Annotated in this window: 8 protein-coding genes, 1 rRNA gene and 1 pseudogene; 8 read left to right on the top strand and 2 right to left on the bottom strand. The window is 72.3% G+C overall.

Annotation, left to right across the window (positions count from 1 at the left end; all coding sequences use genetic code 11):
- The first annotated feature begins 35 nt into the window (after nt 1–35).
- Both rrf and AB0D10_RS21345 read left to right on the top strand, forming a co-directional pair.
- Nucleotides 36–152, top strand: a 5S ribosomal RNA gene (rrf, locus tag AB0D10_RS21350).
- 61 nt (nt 153–213) lie between these two features.
- On the top strand, nt 214–1,059 hold the full coding sequence (locus tag AB0D10_RS21345; RefSeq protein ID WP_360258477.1) for a phosphatase PAP2 family protein: 846 nt from the start codon (nt 214–216) through the stop codon (nt 1,057–1,059).
- A 12-nt stretch (nt 1,060–1,071) separates the two neighbouring features.
- Here the strand turns inward: AB0D10_RS21345 and AB0D10_RS21340 are convergent, their stop codons facing one another.
- Both AB0D10_RS21340 and AB0D10_RS21335 read right to left on the bottom strand, forming a co-directional pair.
- Nucleotides 1,072–1,635, bottom strand: coding sequence for a GPR1/FUN34/YaaH family transporter (locus AB0D10_RS21340; RefSeq protein ID WP_360258474.1), 564 nt, complete (start codon nt 1,633–1,635; stop codon nt 1,072–1,074).
- Between the two features lie 257 nt (nt 1,636–1,892).
- A pseudogene (locus AB0D10_RS21335) lies at nt 1,893–4,457 on the bottom strand (SpoIIE family protein phosphatase); the annotation flags it as partial.
- A gap of 505 nt (nt 4,458–4,962) precedes the next feature.
- Between AB0D10_RS21335 and AB0D10_RS21330 the strand changes: the two are divergent.
- The 6 genes from AB0D10_RS21330 (at nt 4,963) to pgsA (ending at nt 16,747) form a co-directional block, all read left to right on the top strand.
- Nucleotides 4,963–9,546: a HAMP domain-containing protein gene (locus AB0D10_RS21330; RefSeq protein ID WP_360258472.1), complete on the top strand. Its 4,584-nt coding sequence runs from the start codon at nt 4,963–4,965 to the stop codon at nt 9,544–9,546.
- A gap of 338 nt (nt 9,547–9,884) precedes the next feature.
- Nucleotides 9,885–10,523: a response regulator gene (locus tag AB0D10_RS21325; RefSeq protein WP_360258511.1), complete on the top strand. Its 639-nt coding sequence runs from the start codon at nt 9,885–9,887 to the stop codon at nt 10,521–10,523.
- A 147-nt stretch (nt 10,524–10,670) separates the two neighbouring features.
- The gene (locus AB0D10_RS21320) at nt 10,671–13,349 is read left to right on the top strand and encodes a DNA translocase FtsK (RefSeq protein ID WP_360258470.1); all 2,679 of its coding nucleotides are present in this window, start codon (nt 10,671–10,673) and stop codon (nt 13,347–13,349) included.
- Nucleotides 13,350–13,645: 296 nt separating this feature from the next.
- The gene (locus AB0D10_RS21315) at nt 13,646–14,509 is read left to right on the top strand and encodes a RodZ domain-containing protein (protein WP_360258467.1); all 864 of its coding nucleotides are present in this window, start codon (nt 13,646–13,648) and stop codon (nt 14,507–14,509) included.
- A gap of 97 nt (nt 14,510–14,606) precedes the next feature.
- Nucleotides 14,607–16,112: a 30S ribosomal protein S12 methylthiotransferase RimO gene (rimO, locus tag AB0D10_RS21310; RefSeq protein ID WP_360258465.1), complete on the top strand. Its 1,506-nt coding sequence runs from the start codon at nt 14,607–14,609 to the stop codon at nt 16,110–16,112.
- Nucleotides 16,109–16,747, top strand: a complete 639-nt coding sequence (gene pgsA, locus AB0D10_RS21305) for a CDP-diacylglycerol--glycerol-3-phosphate 3-phosphatidyltransferase (protein WP_360258462.1) — start codon at nt 16,109–16,111, stop codon at nt 16,745–16,747. Before rimO ends, pgsA begins: the two co-directional genes overlap by 4 nt.
- Nucleotides 16,748–16,753 lie beyond the last annotated feature (6 nt).

Here is a 16,753-nt window from a genome sequence, read left to right as displayed (position 1 = left end):
CGAATTCGGGTGTGCGGTTGACAGTTTCATAGTGTTTCGGTGGTCATAGCGTGAGGGAAACGCCCGGTTACATTCCGAACCCGGAAGCTAAGCCTTACAGCGCCGATGGTACTGCAGGGGGGACCCTGTGGGAGAGTAGGACGCCGCCGAACAATCATTCCAAAAAGCCCCCCTCCCATTCGGGAGGGGGGCTTTTTGCGTTACCCTCTGCCAATGCAGAACCTGACCCTTACCTGGCAGTCCGCCGGGGGCGCCGCCGCCGGCCTCTACGCGGGCGCGTACGTCGCGTCGAGGGTCCGGAAGCCGTCGCTGTCGGCGCTGTTGCGGGAGGCCGGCACGCTGCTGGCGCTGTTCGCGCTCTGGCAGTTGGTCGGGCACCTGTCGGTGATGAGCGGGGACCACGCGCTGGACCGGGCCGACTGGATCCACCACGCCGAGCAGGTGGTCGGGTTGCCGGACGAGGCCTCCTGGCAGGCGGCTGTCACGCCGTACCCGGTGCTGGTGCGGCTGGCGAACTACTACTACGCGGTCATGCACTTCGCGGTGATGCTGAGCGTTCTGCTCTGGGTCTTCGTGCGGCACCGGGAGCGGTACGCGTGGGTGCGGAACACGGTGGTGATCACGACCGCGGTCTGTCTGCTGGTGCAGTTCATCCCGGTGGCGCCGCCCCGGATGCTGCCGGGGAGCGGTTTCGTCGACGTGGCCGCGGTGTACGGGCAGTCGGTGTACGGGGGTGCGGTCGGCGGCGTGGTGGTGGCCGACCAGTTGTCGGCGATGCCCTCGGTGCACGTCGCCTGGTGCGTGCTGGCGGCGGTTGCGGTGATCCGGGTGTCGCGCAGTTCGCTGCGGTGGGTCATGGTGCTGCACCCGGTGCTGACGGTCGCGGTGGTCGTCGTGACGGCCAACCACTTCTGGGCGGACGGCATCGTCGCCGTCGCGATCCTTCTCTTCGCCTACGCCGTCCTGGCGTTGGCGGCACGCCGACGGGGCCGGGTCTCCGCCGGTGCGGAGGCCCGACCCCGCGGCACCGCCGAGGAGCGGTTGGAGCAGGTCGGTTGAGCCGTCAGCGGCTCACTTGACCGGGAGGGCGAGCTTTCCCCAGGCGCCGTTGCTGAGGGCGGAGGTGGCCCAGTACCAGGCGGAGAGCCCGGCGACCGCCGCGACCCAGCCGGCGAGCTTGGCCAGCCCGCCGTAGCCGCCGAAGGTGGCGATGGCGGAGAGCAGCAGGGACAGGGTCAGCAGGCCGTAGACGGCGCGGTTGAGCAGACCGGCGCCCCAGCTCGCCGCGGTGAGGGTGAGCGCGAGCAGGGCCCACAGGAGCAGGAACAGCCCGGCGGCGTTCTTTCCCGCGCCGCCGGCGGCCGACCAGGTCGCCCAGAAGGCGCCGAGGCTGGTGAAGGCGGTTCCGGTGAAGCCCTCGCCGCCGCGGAGCTGCCAGAGGCCCGCGACGAAGAGGGTGATGCCGCCGAGCAGATGGGCGAGGTGGGCCGCGTCCCCTGCTCCGGCACCGTGCAGGATGCCGGTGGAGAGCAGACCGTAGGCGAGCAGTGTCAGGCCGAGGGCGAGGTAGCCGAGGTTACCTGCGTCGGCTCCGGTGGAGCGGGCGTTCGTTGCCCCGGTAGCGTCGTTGCTCACCGGAGGCTCCTTTCACTCTGGGCGCGCGCAGGGCGCAGTGACGCTGTGGTGTGGTGTCGGTGAGTGGATGCGCGCGACCGCGCCGATGGCGCACGGCTGTGAGCGTGCGCGGGCTGCGGTCGGAAGTGATGGACCAACGGAGAGCCCGCTGGTCACGTCCCCGCCGGGTGGATTCCCCGGTGGGATCGGTTTACCCGGCGCCCGGCGCTTGTACCATTGTGAAGATAACAATTTGTGACTGCGTCAGCGTGGAACGCTCACGGCTGGCGGGGGTTGGGCACCCGCAGGGTCAGGATCGCCATGTCGTCGGACGGCGGCTCGGGGGCGAAGCGTTCGACCGCACGCTGGACCCGGGCCGCGACCGCGCCGGCGGTCAGACCGGTGCAGCCGGTCAGCACCTCGGCGAGACCGTCGTCGCCCAACATCCTCCGGCCCTCCCGGCGTTCGGTCACGCCGTCGGTGACGCACAGCAGGACCTCGCCGGGGGAGAGCACCAGGTGCTCGGCGGTCAGGTCGAGGTCGTCCATGACGCCGAGCAGCGGCTGCGGGGTCGCGGCGCGGTCGACCCGGCCGTCGGTGCGCAGACGCAGCGGCAACGGGTGGCCGGCACAGACCAGGGAGAGCTCGGTGCTGCCGTCCGGGCGGGGCGTCAGTTCGCCGTAGAGCAGGGTGAGGAAGCGGCTGCGCGCTCCCTCGTCCAGGATGGCCGCGTTGAGGCGGCGCAGGACCTGCGGGGCGTCCAGGCCCTCGCGGGCGAGCAGCCGCAGCGAGTGCCGGGCGAGGCCGGTGACCGAGGCGGCCTCGGGGCCGGTGCCGCAGACGTCGCCGATGGCGAAGCCGTAGGTGCCCTCGCGGATGGTGAACAGGTCGTAGAAGTCCCCGCCGACCTCGTTGCCCTCGCCGGCCGCCTGGTAGTAGACGTCGACCTCGACGCCGGGGATCTCCGGCAGGTCCGGCGGGAGCAGACTTCGCTGCAGGGCCTGGCTGGTGGCGGTGCGCTCGGAGTAGAGGCGGGAGTTGTCGAGGGCCAGGGCGGCGCGGCGGGACAGGTCCTCGGCGAGTTCGAGGATCTCCTGGCGGAACCGGACACCGGCCGGGACGCCCAGCGCCAGCAGGCCGATGACGCGGTTGCGGGCGGTCAGCGCGATGACGACGGTCTCGCCGAGCAGGCCGGCGAGTTCGGGGCTGTCGGTGAGGCCGCCGGCCTCGGCGGTCTCGGCGGGCGCCGCCCAGAAGCGGACGCCGTGGGTGGGGCCGGCCTCGGGGACGGGGGTCTTGTCGAGCAGGTCGCGCAGTGGGTCGATGCGGTCCTCGTCCTCGTGCAGGACGAAGGCGAGCCGGGCCGGGGAGGTGTGGTCGGCGGTGGTGTAGACGGCGCACCAGGAGGCGAGGGTGGGGACGGCCATCTGGGCCATCAGGGCGAGGGTCTGCTCGTGCTCCAGGGTGCCGGCCAGCAGGTCGGAGGCCTCGACCAGGAAGGAGAGCGAACCGCGGCGCAGCCGTTCGAGCTCGGTCAGCCGGGTGCTCTCGACGGCGAGGGCGACCCGGTCGGCGGCGAACTGCAGGCGCAGCGCGTCCTCGTTGTCGTAGCGGCCGGGCGCGGTGGCGGCGATGCCGAGCGAACCGATCAGGCGGCCCTCGACCTTCAGCGGGACGGTGAGCAGGGAGCGCATGCCGCTGTCGGAGAGCAGGGGCAGGCCGGTGGGGCGGGCGGTGAGGTCCTCGTGGACGGACGGCAGCCGGGCGGAGTCGTACCGGTTGCCGGTCCCGACCGGGAAGCGGGCGTGCCGGCGGTGTCCGGAGGTGAGGCCGGTGGCCGCGCGGACCTCGAACTCGGCCTCGTCGTCGGTGGTGAGCAGCAGGTACGCGGCGTCGCCGTCGAGCAGGTCGCGGGCACGTTCGACGGTGCGCTGCAGCAGGGTGTCGAGGTCGTCGGTGGCGACCGGGCCGGCCAGTAGGTCGAGCCGGGGGCCGGCCGGGTCGGTGCGCTCGCCGGGCAGGGCGCGGGCGGGGGAGCGCAGGACGGCGCGGTCGGGTGCGAGGACGAGCAGGCAGAGCGTGGAGGGGACGCCCTCGGTGTCGCGCACCCGCACCTGGGCGCCGTACACCTCGACCTCGCGGCCGTCCTGGTGGCGGATCCCGTAGCTGCCCTCCCAGCGGGCCAGCCGCAGGGTGTCGCTCAGACCGAGGCCGCGGTCGGCGGACTGCGGCCAGACGGCGAGGTCGGCCCAGGGGCGGCCGAGGACGTCGGCGGCGGGGTACCGGAACAGGGCCTCGGCGTCCGGGTTCCAGGCCAGGACGCGGCCGTCCTCGTCGAGTTGGACGACGGCGACGTGCACCGGGCCGGCGCTGCTCGGCAGGTCGCTGCCGGGGGTGGCGGGAACGGCGTAGCGGGTGCCGACCACGTGTGCGGGCAGCTGGAGGCGGAACCAGACGGTCTTCCGGCCGGCCGCGTACTCGACGCCCCACATCTCGGCGAGGGCGGAGCACATCAGCAGACCGCGGCCGCCCTCGCCCTCGGGGTCGGCGTAGCGGTCGGAGGCGGTGACGGGGCCCCCGCCGAGCGAGGGCAGGCCGCGTTCCGGGTGGTGGTCGGTGACCTCGATCCGGACGGTCTCCTCCTCGCGCAGGCAGCAGACCTCGGCGGCGGTGCCGGCGTGCACGACGGCGTTGGTGACCAGTTCGCTGACCAGAACGATCGCGTCGTCGACGACCTCGGGCAGGCCCCAGCCGAGCAGCGCGTCCCGGACGAAGCCCCGGGCGGCGGCCGCGGACCGGCCGTCGGGGTCGAAGGTGGCGGCTGCGCGCGCGGTGACCACGTTGCCACTTCTCCTCTGCTGCTCTTGCCTGGGCTGTCCGGGGTGCGGCGCCGACTTCCCCGTGCGCCGTCGGGGTGGGCGGCGGCGCTGGGTCGGGTCGTGGCCCGGTGCAGCGCTCCACCCTACTTTCCGCTTGGTTCCCCGTGGGGGCGGGGAGTCGAAACAGGCACCAGAGGGTGATTCTGCCCACCTGTTTCGGACGGTGCGGTACCAACCGTGCGCAACCGGCCGTGCACGGGGCGCCGGTGCTGCCAGACTGGGGGGTCCGCGACGACCGGTACGAGCAGTACGGTCATGTGGGTGCCGGTGCGCCGAGGGGCTGCCGGTACGCAGCCCAGCCGGGCCGGTGCCCGGGCGCGTGCCGCTCCGGCACGGGCGGCCACCGGACAGTTCACGATGTGGGAGGGGCCCGTTGAGTTCGGCCACCAAGGACGCAACCGGTACGACGCCGCCTGCCCAGCGCGGCGGCCGCTCCGGGACCGCGCCGCGGAACGCGGCCGGCCGGCGAGTGAGCCACAACCGCGGCGCGGAGCCCGCCGAGCTGCGCAAGCTGCTGTCCGCGCTGACCGCGATGCGGGACGGCAACTTCCGGCGCCGGCTGACGGTGCCGGGCGACGGACCGTTGGCGGAGATCGCCGCGGTGTTCAACGAGGTCGCCGAGCGCAACCAGCACCTGACCGGTGAACTGGCCCGGGTGCGGCGGGCGGTGGGCCGCGAGGGCCGGCTGAACGAGCGGCTGGAGACCGGCGCTGGCGAGGGCGCCTGGATGGCGGCCGTCGACAACTGCAACGCGCTGATCGACGACCTGGCCCGGCCGATGTCCGAGGTGGGCCGGGTGCTGACCTCGATCGCCGAGGGCGACCTGGACCAGAAGATGGAGCTGCGCTCGCTGCACAGCAACGGGGTGAGCCACCCGCTGCGCGGCGAGTACCTGAAGATCGGGCGGACCGTCAACGGACTGGTCGACCAGCTCTCGGAGTTCACCGACGAGGTGACCCGGGTGGCCCGCGAGGTGGGTACCGAGGGCAAGCTGGGCGGCCAGGCCAAGGTCCGCAGCGTGTCGGGCAGTTGGAAGGACCTGGCGGACTCGGTCAACACCATGGCCGGCCGGCTGACCGCGCAGGTGCGCAACATCGCCCAGGTGACCACCGCGGTCGCCAAGGGCGACCTGTCCCGCAAGGTCACCGTCGAGGTGGCCGGCGAGATGCTGGAGCTGAAGAACACCGTCAACACGATGGTGGACCAGCTGAACGGGTTCGCCGCGCAGGTCACCGGGGTGGCCAGGGACGTCGGCACCGAGGGGCGGCTGGGCGGCCAGGCACAGGTGCCGGGCGTGGCCGGGGTCTGGCGGGACCTCACCGACTCGGTGAACTTCATGGCCGACAACCTGACCGGCCAGGTCCGCAACATCGCCCAGGTGACCACGGCGGTGGCGCGCGGCGACCTCTCGCAGAAGATCGAGGTGGACGCCCGCGGCGAGATGCTGGAGCTGAAGAACACCATCAACACGATGGTCGACCAGCTCTCCGGCTTCGCGGAGCAGGTGACCCGGGTGGCCCGCCAGGTGGGCACCGAGGGCCGGCTCGGCGGCCAGGCGCAGGTGCCCGGGGCGGCCGGGGTGTGGCGGGACCTGACCGACAACGTCAACTTCATGGCGAACAACCTCACCGACCAGGTGCGCAACATCGCGCAGGTGACCACCGCGGTCGCCAAGGGCGACCTGTCGCAGAAGATCCAGGTGGACGCCCGCGGGGAGATCCTGGAGCTGAAGAACACCATCAACACGATGGTCGACCAGCTGGGTGCGTTCGCGGACGAGGTCACCAGGGTCGCCCGGGACGTCGGCACCGAGGGCATCCTCGGCGGCCAGGCCAGCGTGCCCGGGGTGGCCGGCATCTGGAAGGACCTGACCAACTCCGTCAACCTGATGGCCAACAACCTGACCAGCCAGGTCCGCAACATCGCCGAGGTGACCACGGCGGTCGCCCGCGGCGACGTGTCGAAGAAGATCACCGTCGACGCCCGGGGCGAGATCCTGGAGCTGGTGACGACCGTCAACACCATGGTCGACCAGCTGTCGGCGTTCGCCGACGAGGTGACCCGGGTCGCCCGGGAGGTGGGCACCGAGGGGATCCTGGGCGGTCAGGCACGGGTGCGCGGGGTGTCGGGCATCTGGAAGGACCTGACCGACAACGTCAACCTGATGGCCAACAACCTCACCGGTCAGGTGCGCAACATCGCCGAGGTGGCCGGCGCGGTGGCCCGCGGCGACCTCTCCAAGAAGATCGCCATCGACGCGCAGGGCGAGGTGGCGGCGCTCGCCGCGACGCTCAACACGATGGTCGACCAGCTCTCCTCCTTCGCGGTGGAGGTGACCCGGGTCGCCCGGGAGGTGGGCACCGACGGCACCCTGGGCGGTCAGGCGAGCGTGCCGGGGGTGGCCGGCATCTGGAAGGACCTGACCGACAACGTCAACCTGATGGCCAACAACCTCACCGGTCAGGTGCGCAACATCGCGCTGGTGATCACCGCGGTGGCGCGCGGCGACCTCTCGCAGAAGATCGACGTCGACGCCCGCGGCGAGATCCTCCAGCTCAAGACCAGCATCAACACCATGGTCGACCAGCTCTCCGCGTTCGCCGACGAGGTCACCCGGGTCGCCCGCGAGGTGGGCACCGACGGGCGGCTCGGCGGCCAGGCCCGGGTGCCCGGCGTGGACGGCACCTGGCAGGACCTGACCGAGTCGGTGAACGAACTGGCCAACAACCTGACCCGTCAGGTGCGCGCGATCGCCCAGGTCGCCACCGCGGTGACCAGGGGCGACCTGAGCCTGCGGATCGACGTGGACGCCGCGGGCGAGCTCGACGAGCTCAAGGACAACATCAACCAGATGATCGCCAATCTGCGCGAGACCACCCGCACCAACCAGGAGCAGGACTGGCTCAAGACCAACCTGGCCCGGATCTCCGGCCTGTTGCAGGGCCGCCGGGACCTGGAGGCGGTCGCCTCGCTGATCATGACCGAGCTGACCCCGGTGGTCTCCGCCCAGCACGGCGCCTTCTTCCTCGCCCAGCCGGCCGGCCGCACCGCAGAACTGATCACCGAGGACGACGACGAGAACGACACCGTGCTGCGCCTGATCGGCAGCTACGGCTACCAGCGGCGGGCGATGCCGACCACCTTCCGCCCCGGCGAGTCGCTGATCGGCCAGGCGGCGGTGGAGAAGCGGGCGATCATCCTCAAGGAGGCGCCGCCCGGGTACCTCAAGATCGCCTCCGGTCTCGGCGAGGCCTCCCCGACGCACATCGTGGTGCTGCCGGTGCTGTTCGAGGGCCGGCTGCTGGGCGTGATCGAGCTGGCCACCTTCAGTTCCTTCACCACTGTCGCGCTGGACTTCCTGAACCAGATCGCCGACCTGATCGGCGTCACGGTCAACACCATCAGCGTCAACACCAAGACCGAGGGCCTGCTGCTGGAGTCCCAGCGGCTCACCGCGGAACTCTCCATGCGGTCCGCCGAGCTGGAGGCGCGCCAGGAGGAACTGGAGCGAACCAACGAGGAGTTGCAGGAGAAGGCCGAGCAACTCGCCCAGCAGAACCGCGACATCGAGATCAAGAACGGCGAGATCGAGGAGGCCCGGCAGGTCCTGGAGGAGCGCGCCGAACAGCTCGCCCTGGCCTCCCGGTACAAGAGCGAGTTCCTCGCCAACATGTCGCACGAGCTGCGCACCCCGCTCAACTCGCTGCTGATCCTGGCCAAGCTGCTGTCCGACAACAACGAGGGCAACCTGTCGCCCAAGCAGGTCGAGTTCGCCGACACCATCCACGGCGCCGGCTCCGACCTGCTCCAGCTGATCAACGACATCCTCGACCTGTCCAAGGTCGAGGCCGGGAAGATGGACGTCCGCCCGGCCCGGATCGCCCTGGTCCAGCTGGTCGACTACGTGGAGGCCACCTTCCAGCCGGTCGCGCTGGACAAGAACCTGGACTTCGCCGTCCGGGTCTCCTCCGCCCTGCCGGTCACCCTGCACACCGACGAGCAGCGGCTCCAGCAGGTGCTGCGCAACCTGATCTCCAACGCGGTGAAGTTCACCGACGCCGGCGCCGTGGACTTCTCGATCCGCCCGGCCGGCCGGGAGGTCCCGCAAGACGTGCGCGAGCGGCTGCTGGAGTCCGGCTCGATCCAGGGCCCGGACGACGAACTGATCGCCTTCTCGGTCTCCGACACCGGCATCGGCATCCCCGACAACAAGCTGCGGGAGATCTTCGAGGCGTTCAAGCAGGCCGACGGCACCACCAGCCGCAAGTACGGCGGGACCGGCCTCGGCCTGTCGATCAGCCGCGAGATCGCCCGGCTGCTCGGCGGCGAGATCCATGCCGAGAGCGAGCTGGGCAAGGGCTCGACGTTCACGCTCTACCTGCCGCTGCGCACCGAGGCCCCGGACCCCGTCGGGGAGCCGCGCCCGGGCGAGCGCCAGCCCGCCCCGAGCGCCCAGGCGCCGCGCGCGTCGGTCGGCGTGACCCCGGTGGGCCTGCCCGTGCCGGTCGGCGAGAACCCGGCCGACCACTGGGCCCAGGAGGTCCGCGAACTGGCCGAGGAACGCCGCCGCGGGGCCGTGGAGCGCCGCCGCAGCGCCGCCCTGGAGAGCGCCGCCGGGCCGCGGGCCGTGGAGCCCGCGCCGCCCCGGCCGGTCAACGGCGGCCGGCGCTTCGACGGCCAGCAGGTCCTGATCGTGGACGACGACGTCCGCAACGTGTTCGCCCTCACCAGCGTGCTGGAGCAGCACGGGCTGACCGTCCTGTACGCCGAGAACGGCCGCGAGGGCATCGAGATGCTGGAGCAGCACGAGAACGTGGCGCTGGTCCTGATGGACATCATGATGCCGGAGATGGACGGCTACGCGACCACCGAGGCGATCCGCCGGATGCCCCAGTTCGCCGGTCTGCCGATCATCGCGCTGACGGCCAAGGCGATGAAGGGCGACCGGGAGAAGTCGCTGGAGGCGGGCGCCACCGACCACATCACCAAGCCGGTGGAGACCGAGCACCTGCTGTCGGTGATGCGCGAGTGGCTGAGCGGGGACCGCGCGTGAGCGGACGCGCGGTCGGGCCGTCGGCGGCGGGTACGGGCGCACGGGCGGCAGGGGAGGCGTGAACCCCGTCGTGGGCCCCGGGGTTCACGCCTCCCGGCCGGTCGGTTTGCTGGCGGACGGGCCCGGGAACCCGGTAGGGTCACCGATCGTTGCGAACAGTGACCGGACGGCGACGCCCTGCTGAGCGTGCGCCGGTGCACTGGCTGCGCGCCGTTCAGGATCGGGTCACGACGGGGCGGTGTGCCGGGCGAGGGGGTGCGGCTAGCATGACCGGGGTAGCGGTGGGCAGTACGCGGGTGCCCGCACCGGGCGGCAGGCAGGCGACAGGAGGGCGGGCCCTGATGCAGAAGGCGAAGATCCTCCTGGTCGACGACCGACCGGAGAACCTGCTGGCGCTGGAGGCGATCCTCTCGGCGCTGGACCAGACGCTGGTGCGCGCGGCCTCCGGCGAGGAGGCGCTCAAGGCGCTGCTCACCGACGACTTTGCGGTGATCCTGCTGGACGTGCAGATGCCCGGGATGGACGGCTTCGAGACCGCCGCCCACATCAAGCGCCGCGAGCGCACCCGGGACATCCCGATCATCTTCCTGACCGCGCTCAACCACGGCCCGCACCACACCTTCCGCGGCTACGCGGCCGGCGCCGTGGACTACATCTCCAAGCCCTTCGACCCGTGGGTGCTGCGCGCCAAGGTCTCCGTCTTCGTCGACCTCTACGTGAAGAACTGCCAGCTGAAGGAGCAGGCCGCGCTGCTGCGGCTGCAGCTGGAGGCGGGCGGCGGCGAGCCGGCCCTCGGCGGGGCCCTGCTGGGCGAGCTGTCGGCTCGGCTGGCGGCGGTCGAGGAGCAGGCGGAGTCGCTCGGCAAGCAGCTGGACGGGGTCGAGGACGCCGGGGTGGCGGCGACCGCCGCGCACCTGGAGCGCAAGCTGGTGGCGCTGCGCCGGGCGCTGGACGCGATGCGCCCCGGAAGCTCCTGATCCGCTGCCGCACGTTCACTCGTCCGAGTGGTTCCGTGCGGCGGTCGGGTGAATCCCGGTCAGCGTGACGGTGTGTCTGCGACACGTGTGGGCGCCCCGGCTCAGGCACATGTGCACCGGTGGTCCACACCGGTAGGCTGCTGACCCATGGCCACTCGCACGCCCGGGAACGCAGCACGTAAGACGAGTCCGGGACCGTCCAAGAAGGCCGCGGCGAAAGCCCCGGGCAAGCCGCCCGCGAAGAAGGCGGCGGCGAAGAAGGCGGCTCCCGCGAAGCGGGCGGCGGCCAAGGGGGCCCCGCCGGCGCCGCCGTCCAGGTCGGTGCTGATGAGCGCCCTCAACGCCGTCGCGAGTCCGATCGCCGCGATCTTCCGGGGCTTCGGCGACGGGGCCAAGAACCTCGACCCGGCCCACCGCAAGGACGGGGCGGGCCTGCTGCTGTTCGGGCTCGCGCTGGTGACCGCCGCCGGCACCTGGTTCAGCCCGCAGGGCTGGCTGGGCGAGGCCGCCACCGCCGTGGTGTCCGGGCTGTTCGGCCGGCTCGACGTGCTGGTGCCGTTCCTGCTGGCGGCGATCGCGATCCGGCTCTGGCGCCATCCGGAACTTCCGGAGGCCAACGGCCGGATCGTGATCGGGTTGAGCGCGCTGCTGGTCGGCGTCCTCGGCCTGGTCCACATCGGCTGCGGCGCGCCCATGATGGGCAGCGGCGCCTCCCGGATAAGGGCGGCCGGAGGCATCGTCGGCTGGGCCGCGTCCACCCCGATGATGGCCGCCGCGGGGCCGGCGCTGGCCGTTCCGCTGCTCCTCCTGCTGGCCTTCTTCGGCCTGCTGGTGGTCACCGCCACGCCCGTCAACCGGATCGGCGAGCGGGTCCGGTGGGCCGGCATACGGCTCGGCGTGGTCGAACCCGGGCCGGAGGACGAGCTGCGCAGGGGGCGTGCGCCGGAGCGCGAGCTGTCCACCGAACCGCCGGAGGACGCCGATCCCGACGCGCTGCCGTTCACGGTGGACACCGGTGCCGAGGACCCGACGGACGAGGTGGCCGCCCGCCGGCGCCGCCGGCGGCGCAAGCAGGCCGACCCGGACGACCCGGCGGAGGCCGTCCGGGTCTCCCTGGACAAGGAGCCGCTGGACCCGTACGCCACCCGCAACCTCGCCGCCGGGGCGGCCGCCGACCTCGACGGCGCGCTGGTCTACGGCGTGCCCGCCTCCTCCGCGGTCGCGGACATGATGCACCAGGTGCAGGACCACACCGCACCGCCGGAGGAGCCCGCCGTCCCGGCCGCCCGCAACGGCGGTCCTGGCGCGCCCGAGGAGCACGGCCCGGCGCCGGTGCGGATGGAGCAGCTCCGGCTCGGCGAGGGCGCCGGCTACGCGCTGCCCTCCCTCGACCTGCTGGAGCGCGGCGGACCGGCCAAGGCCCGCAGCGCCCTCAACGACGAGGTGGTCGCCCAGCTCTCCGGCACCTTCGCCGAGTTCAAGGTGGACGCCCGGGTCACCGGCTTCACCCGCGGCCCGACGGTCACCCGCTACGAGGTCGAGCTCGGCCCGGCCGTCAAGGTGGAGCGGATCACCGCCCTCGCCAAGAACATCGCGTACGCGGTGGCCAGCCCGGACGTGCGGATCATCAGCCCGATCCCGGGCAAGTCCGCGGTCGGCATCGAGATCCCCAACCGGGACCGCGAGATGGTCAACCTCGGCGACCTGCTGCGCTCGCGCACGGCCGCCGAGGACACGCACCCGATGGTCGTCGGCATGGGCAAGGACGTCGAGGGCCACACCGTGATGGCCAACCTCGCCAAGATGCCGCACATCCTGGTGGCCGGCGCGACCGGCGCGGGCAAGTCGTCCTGCATCAACTGCCTGATCACCTCGATCCTCGCCCGGGCCACCCCGGACGAGGTGCGGATGGTGCTGGTCGACCCCAAGCGGGTCGAGCTGACCGCGTACGAGGGCATCCCGCACCTGATCACACCGATCATCACCAACCCCAAGAAGGCCGCCGAGGCCCTCCAGTGGGTGGTGCGCGAGATGGACATGCGATACGACGACCTCGCGGCGTTCGGCTTCCGGCACGTGGACGACTTCAACGCGGCCGTGCGCTCCGGCAAGGTCACCCCGCCGCCCGGCAGCGAGCGGGAGCTGCGGCCGTACCCGTACCTGCTGGTGATCGTCGACGAGCTGGCCGACCTGATGATGGTCGCGCCGCGCGACGTCGAGGACTCGGTGGTCCGGATCACCCAGCTGGCCCGCGCGGCCGGCATCCACCTGGTGCTCGCCACCCAGCGGCCCTCGGTGGACGTCGTCACCGGTCTGATCAAGGCCAACGTGCCGTCCCGGTTGGCCTTCGCGACCTCCGCGATGGCCGACTCCCGGGTCATCCTGGACCAGCCCGGCGCGGAGAAGCTCATCGGCAAGGGCGACGCGCTCTTCCTGCCGATGGGCGCGAGCAAGCCGATCCGCATGCAGGGCGCGTTCGTCACCGAGGCGGAGATCGCCAAGGTGGTGCAGCACTGCAAGGACCAGCTGGCCGCCGCCTACCGGGACGACGTGGTGGTCGGCGGCGGGCCGAAGAAGGAGATCGACGAGGAGATCGGCGACGACCTGGACCTGCTGATCCAGGCGGCCGAGCTGGTCGTCTCCACCCAGTTCGGCTCCACCTCGATGCTCCAGCGCAAGCTCCGGGTCGGCTTCGCCAAGGCGGGCCGGCTGATGGACCTGATGGAGTCCCGCGGGATCGTCGGCCCCAGCGAGGGCTCCAAGGCCCGCGACGTCCTGGTGAAGCCGGACGAGCTGGACGGGGTGCTGGTGACCCTGCGGGGCTGACGGGCTGTGCCGTCCGCCGCCCCCGTGCGCCGGACGGCCCCGTGCCCCGGAGGGGGTGTCACTCGTTCGGAGGAGCGTCGGCGGGCCCCGGGAACCGACCGTCCGTACACCGCGTCACAGGCGGGAAGGCGAACCCCGGGGTCCCCGCGCGCGGCTCCGCTGACGACCGGTCAACGCGGTTCCGGACCCCGGCCGGAGCGGGTGTGCGCATTCGGCCCGCTCCGCTTGAGAAACGATCCGCCCCCGCCCCTAGACTGTTCCCCAGCAGGTGGCCATCCGCTCGAAAGGCGTGCCCCGTGACCATCGGCAAGTCCCCCGACCGCGAGAACGCCCCGTCGTCCGTCGCGCCGACCGAAGACGCGGTGCAGGCGGCCGATGCCCCGAGCATCGGCCGGGTGCTGTCCACCGCCCGGATCGACGCTGGACTCACGGTGGACCAGGTCAGTACCGCCACCCGCGTGCGGGTGCCGATCGTCCATGCCGTCGAGGAGGACGACTTCGGCCGCTGCGGAGGCGACTTCTACGCCCGCGGACACATCCGCCTGATCGCCCGCGCCGTCGGCGTGGACGGCGACGAGCTGGTCGCCCGCTACGACGCCGCGCACGGCGGCCCGCCCGCCGCCAAGCGCCCGGCGAGCCAGTTGGTCGACAGCGGCCCGATCAAGGTGCCCAGCCGCGGCCGGCCGAACTGGGCGGCCGCCATGGTCGCCGCGATCGTCGCCGTGGTCGCCCTGATCGGCTTCAACCTGGTCAGCGGCAAGGGCGGGCACGGCAGCACCGGATCCGCCAGCGCGCCGCTGCCCAGCGGCTCCGGCACCGGCTCGGTCGCCCCCGCCGAGACGCCGGCCGTCCAGCCGCCGGCGCCCGCGCCGAGCGCCGCCGCCATCGCCGCCGTCCCGGCCGACAAGGTCACCGTGAAGCTGGTCGCCGAGGGCACCAGCTGGGTCTCGGCGATGAACAGCAGCGGCAAGTCGCTGTTCCAGAACAACATCAGCGACGGCCAGGACCAGACCTTCACCGACCCCAAGCAGATCAAGCTGGTGCTGGGCAACGGCGGGGCCGTGCACGCGTACGTCAACGGCAAGGACCTCGGCCTTCTCGGCAAGGACGGGCAGGTGGTGCACGTCACGTACACCCCCGGAGACCCGCAGGCGGGCTGACCACAGGGGTCGCCGGGGCCCGGTGGTGATCACCCGATTCGTGGCTCGTGGCCTCCGGGGCGAACGGCACCGGAGGCCGCGCGTTAATCTTGGGCCTATGCCTGAACGCCGTACTGTCGCCCTTGTCACGCTCGGATGCGCCCGCAACGAGGTGGACTCCGAGGAACTCGCCGGGCGACTGGAAGCCGACGGCTGGTTGCTCGTCGACGACGCCGCCGAAGCGGACGTCGCCGTCGTCAACACCTGCGGCTTCGTCGAGGCCGCCAAGAAGGACTCCGTGGACGCCCTGCTGGAGGCCAACGACCTCAAGGGGCACGGCCGCACCCAGGCCGTCGTCGCGGTCGGCTGCATGGCCGAGCGGTACGGCAAGGAACTCGCCGACGCGCTGCCCGAGGCGGACGGTGTCCTCGGCTTCGACGACTACTCCGACATCTCCGACCGCCTGCAGACCATCCTCTCCGGCGGCCACCACGCCCCGCACATCCCGCGCGACCGCCGCAAGCTGCTGCCGATCAGCCCCGCCGAGCGGCAGTCCGCCGCCGAGGCCGTCGCGCTGCCCGGCCACGGCGCCGAGGCCACCGCCGAGCCGATCGCCGACCTGCCCGAGGGCCTGGCCCCGGCCTCCGGGCCGCGCACCCTGCGCAAGCGGCTGGACGACAACCCGGTCGCCTCGGTCAAGCTCGCCTCCGGCTGCGACCGGCGCTGCTCCTTCTGCGCCATCCCGGCCTTCCGCGGCTCCTTCATCTCCCGCCGCCCCTCCGACGTGCTGCACGAGGCCCAGTGGCTGGCCGAGCAGGGCGTCCGCGAGGTCGTCCTGGTCAGCGAGAACAACACCTCGTACGGCAAGGACCTCGGCGACATCCGGCTGCTGGAGACGCTGCTCGGCGAGATCTCCTCGATCGAGGGCGTCGAGCGGGTGCGGGTCTCCTACCTGCAGCCGGCCGAGATGCGCCCGGGCCTGATCGACGCGATGACCGGGACCACCGACGTGGTGCCCTACTTCGACCTGTCCTTCCAGCACTCGGCGCCCGCCGTGCTGCGCCGGATGCGCCGCTTCGGCTCCACCGACCAGTTCCTGCAGCTGCTGGGGACCATCCGGGACAAGGCCCCGCAGGCCGGTGCCCGGTCCAACTTCATCGTCGGCTTCCCCGGCGAGACCGACGAGGACTTCGCCGAGCTGGAGCGCTTCGTCACGAACGCCGGACTGGACGCGATCGGCGTCTTCGGCTACTCGGACGAGGACGGCACCGAGGCCGCGACCTACGACGGCAAGCTCCCCGAGGACGTCATCGCCGAGCGGCTGGACCGGCTGAGCCGGCTCGCCGAGGAGATGACCGCCCAGCGGGCCGAGCAGCGGATCGGCACCGAGGTCGAGGTGCTGATCGAGTCGGTCGAGGACGGGGTGGTCGAGGGCCGGGCCGCCCACCAGGCGCCGGAGACCGACGGCCTCACCACCCTGGAGGGCGTCGAGGCCCCCGCGGTCGGGCAGTTCTGGCGGGCCAAGGTGGTCGCCAGCGAGGGCGTCGACCTGATCGCCGAGGCGCTGGAGCAGGTGCGACTGCCCAGGACTTCGGGGGCCGAGGCCCCGGGAGCCGGGGAATGACCAACGGGCCCGGCGCCCCGGCCGCGGCCCACCCGGGGAGACCGGCGGCCGCGGCGCCGCCGACCCCGGGGATCTGGAACATCGCCAACGTGCTCACGATGATCCGGGTGCTGCTGGTGCCGGTCTTCGTGCTGCTCCTGTTCGCCGGCGGCGGGCACGACCCCAAGTGGCGCTCGGTCGCCTGGGCCGCGTTCGCCATCGCGATGATCACCGACCTGTTCGACGGTGAACTGGCCCGCCGCAAGGGTCTGGTCACCGACTTCGGGAAGATCGCCGACCCGATCGCCGACAAGGCGATCATGGGCTCGGCGCTGATCGGCCTCTCCCTGCTCGGCGACCTGCCCTGGTGGGTCACCGTGGTGATCCTGGCCCGCGAGCTGGGCATCACGCTGATGCGGTTCTGGGTGATCCGCTACGGGGTCATCCCGGCCAGCCGCGGCGGCAAGCTCAAGACGCTGACCCAGGGCACCGCGGTCGGCATGTACGTCCTGGCCCTGACCGGCTGGCTGGCCACCGGGCGGGCCGTGCTGATGGGGCTGGCGGTGCTGCTGACCGTCGGAACCGCGCTGGACTACGTCGGACAGGCGCTGCGACTGCGCCGCGAGGGACGGGCCGCGGACCGCGCGGACCGCTGAACGACG

Source organism: Kitasatospora sp. NPDC048545, from assembly GCF_040651155.1.
GTDB lineage: Bacteria > Actinomycetota > Actinomycetes > Streptomycetales > Streptomycetaceae > Kitasatospora.
The sequence above is the reverse complement of the archived record's forward strand: the minus strand, read 5'-3'. Positions and strand labels throughout refer to the sequence as shown.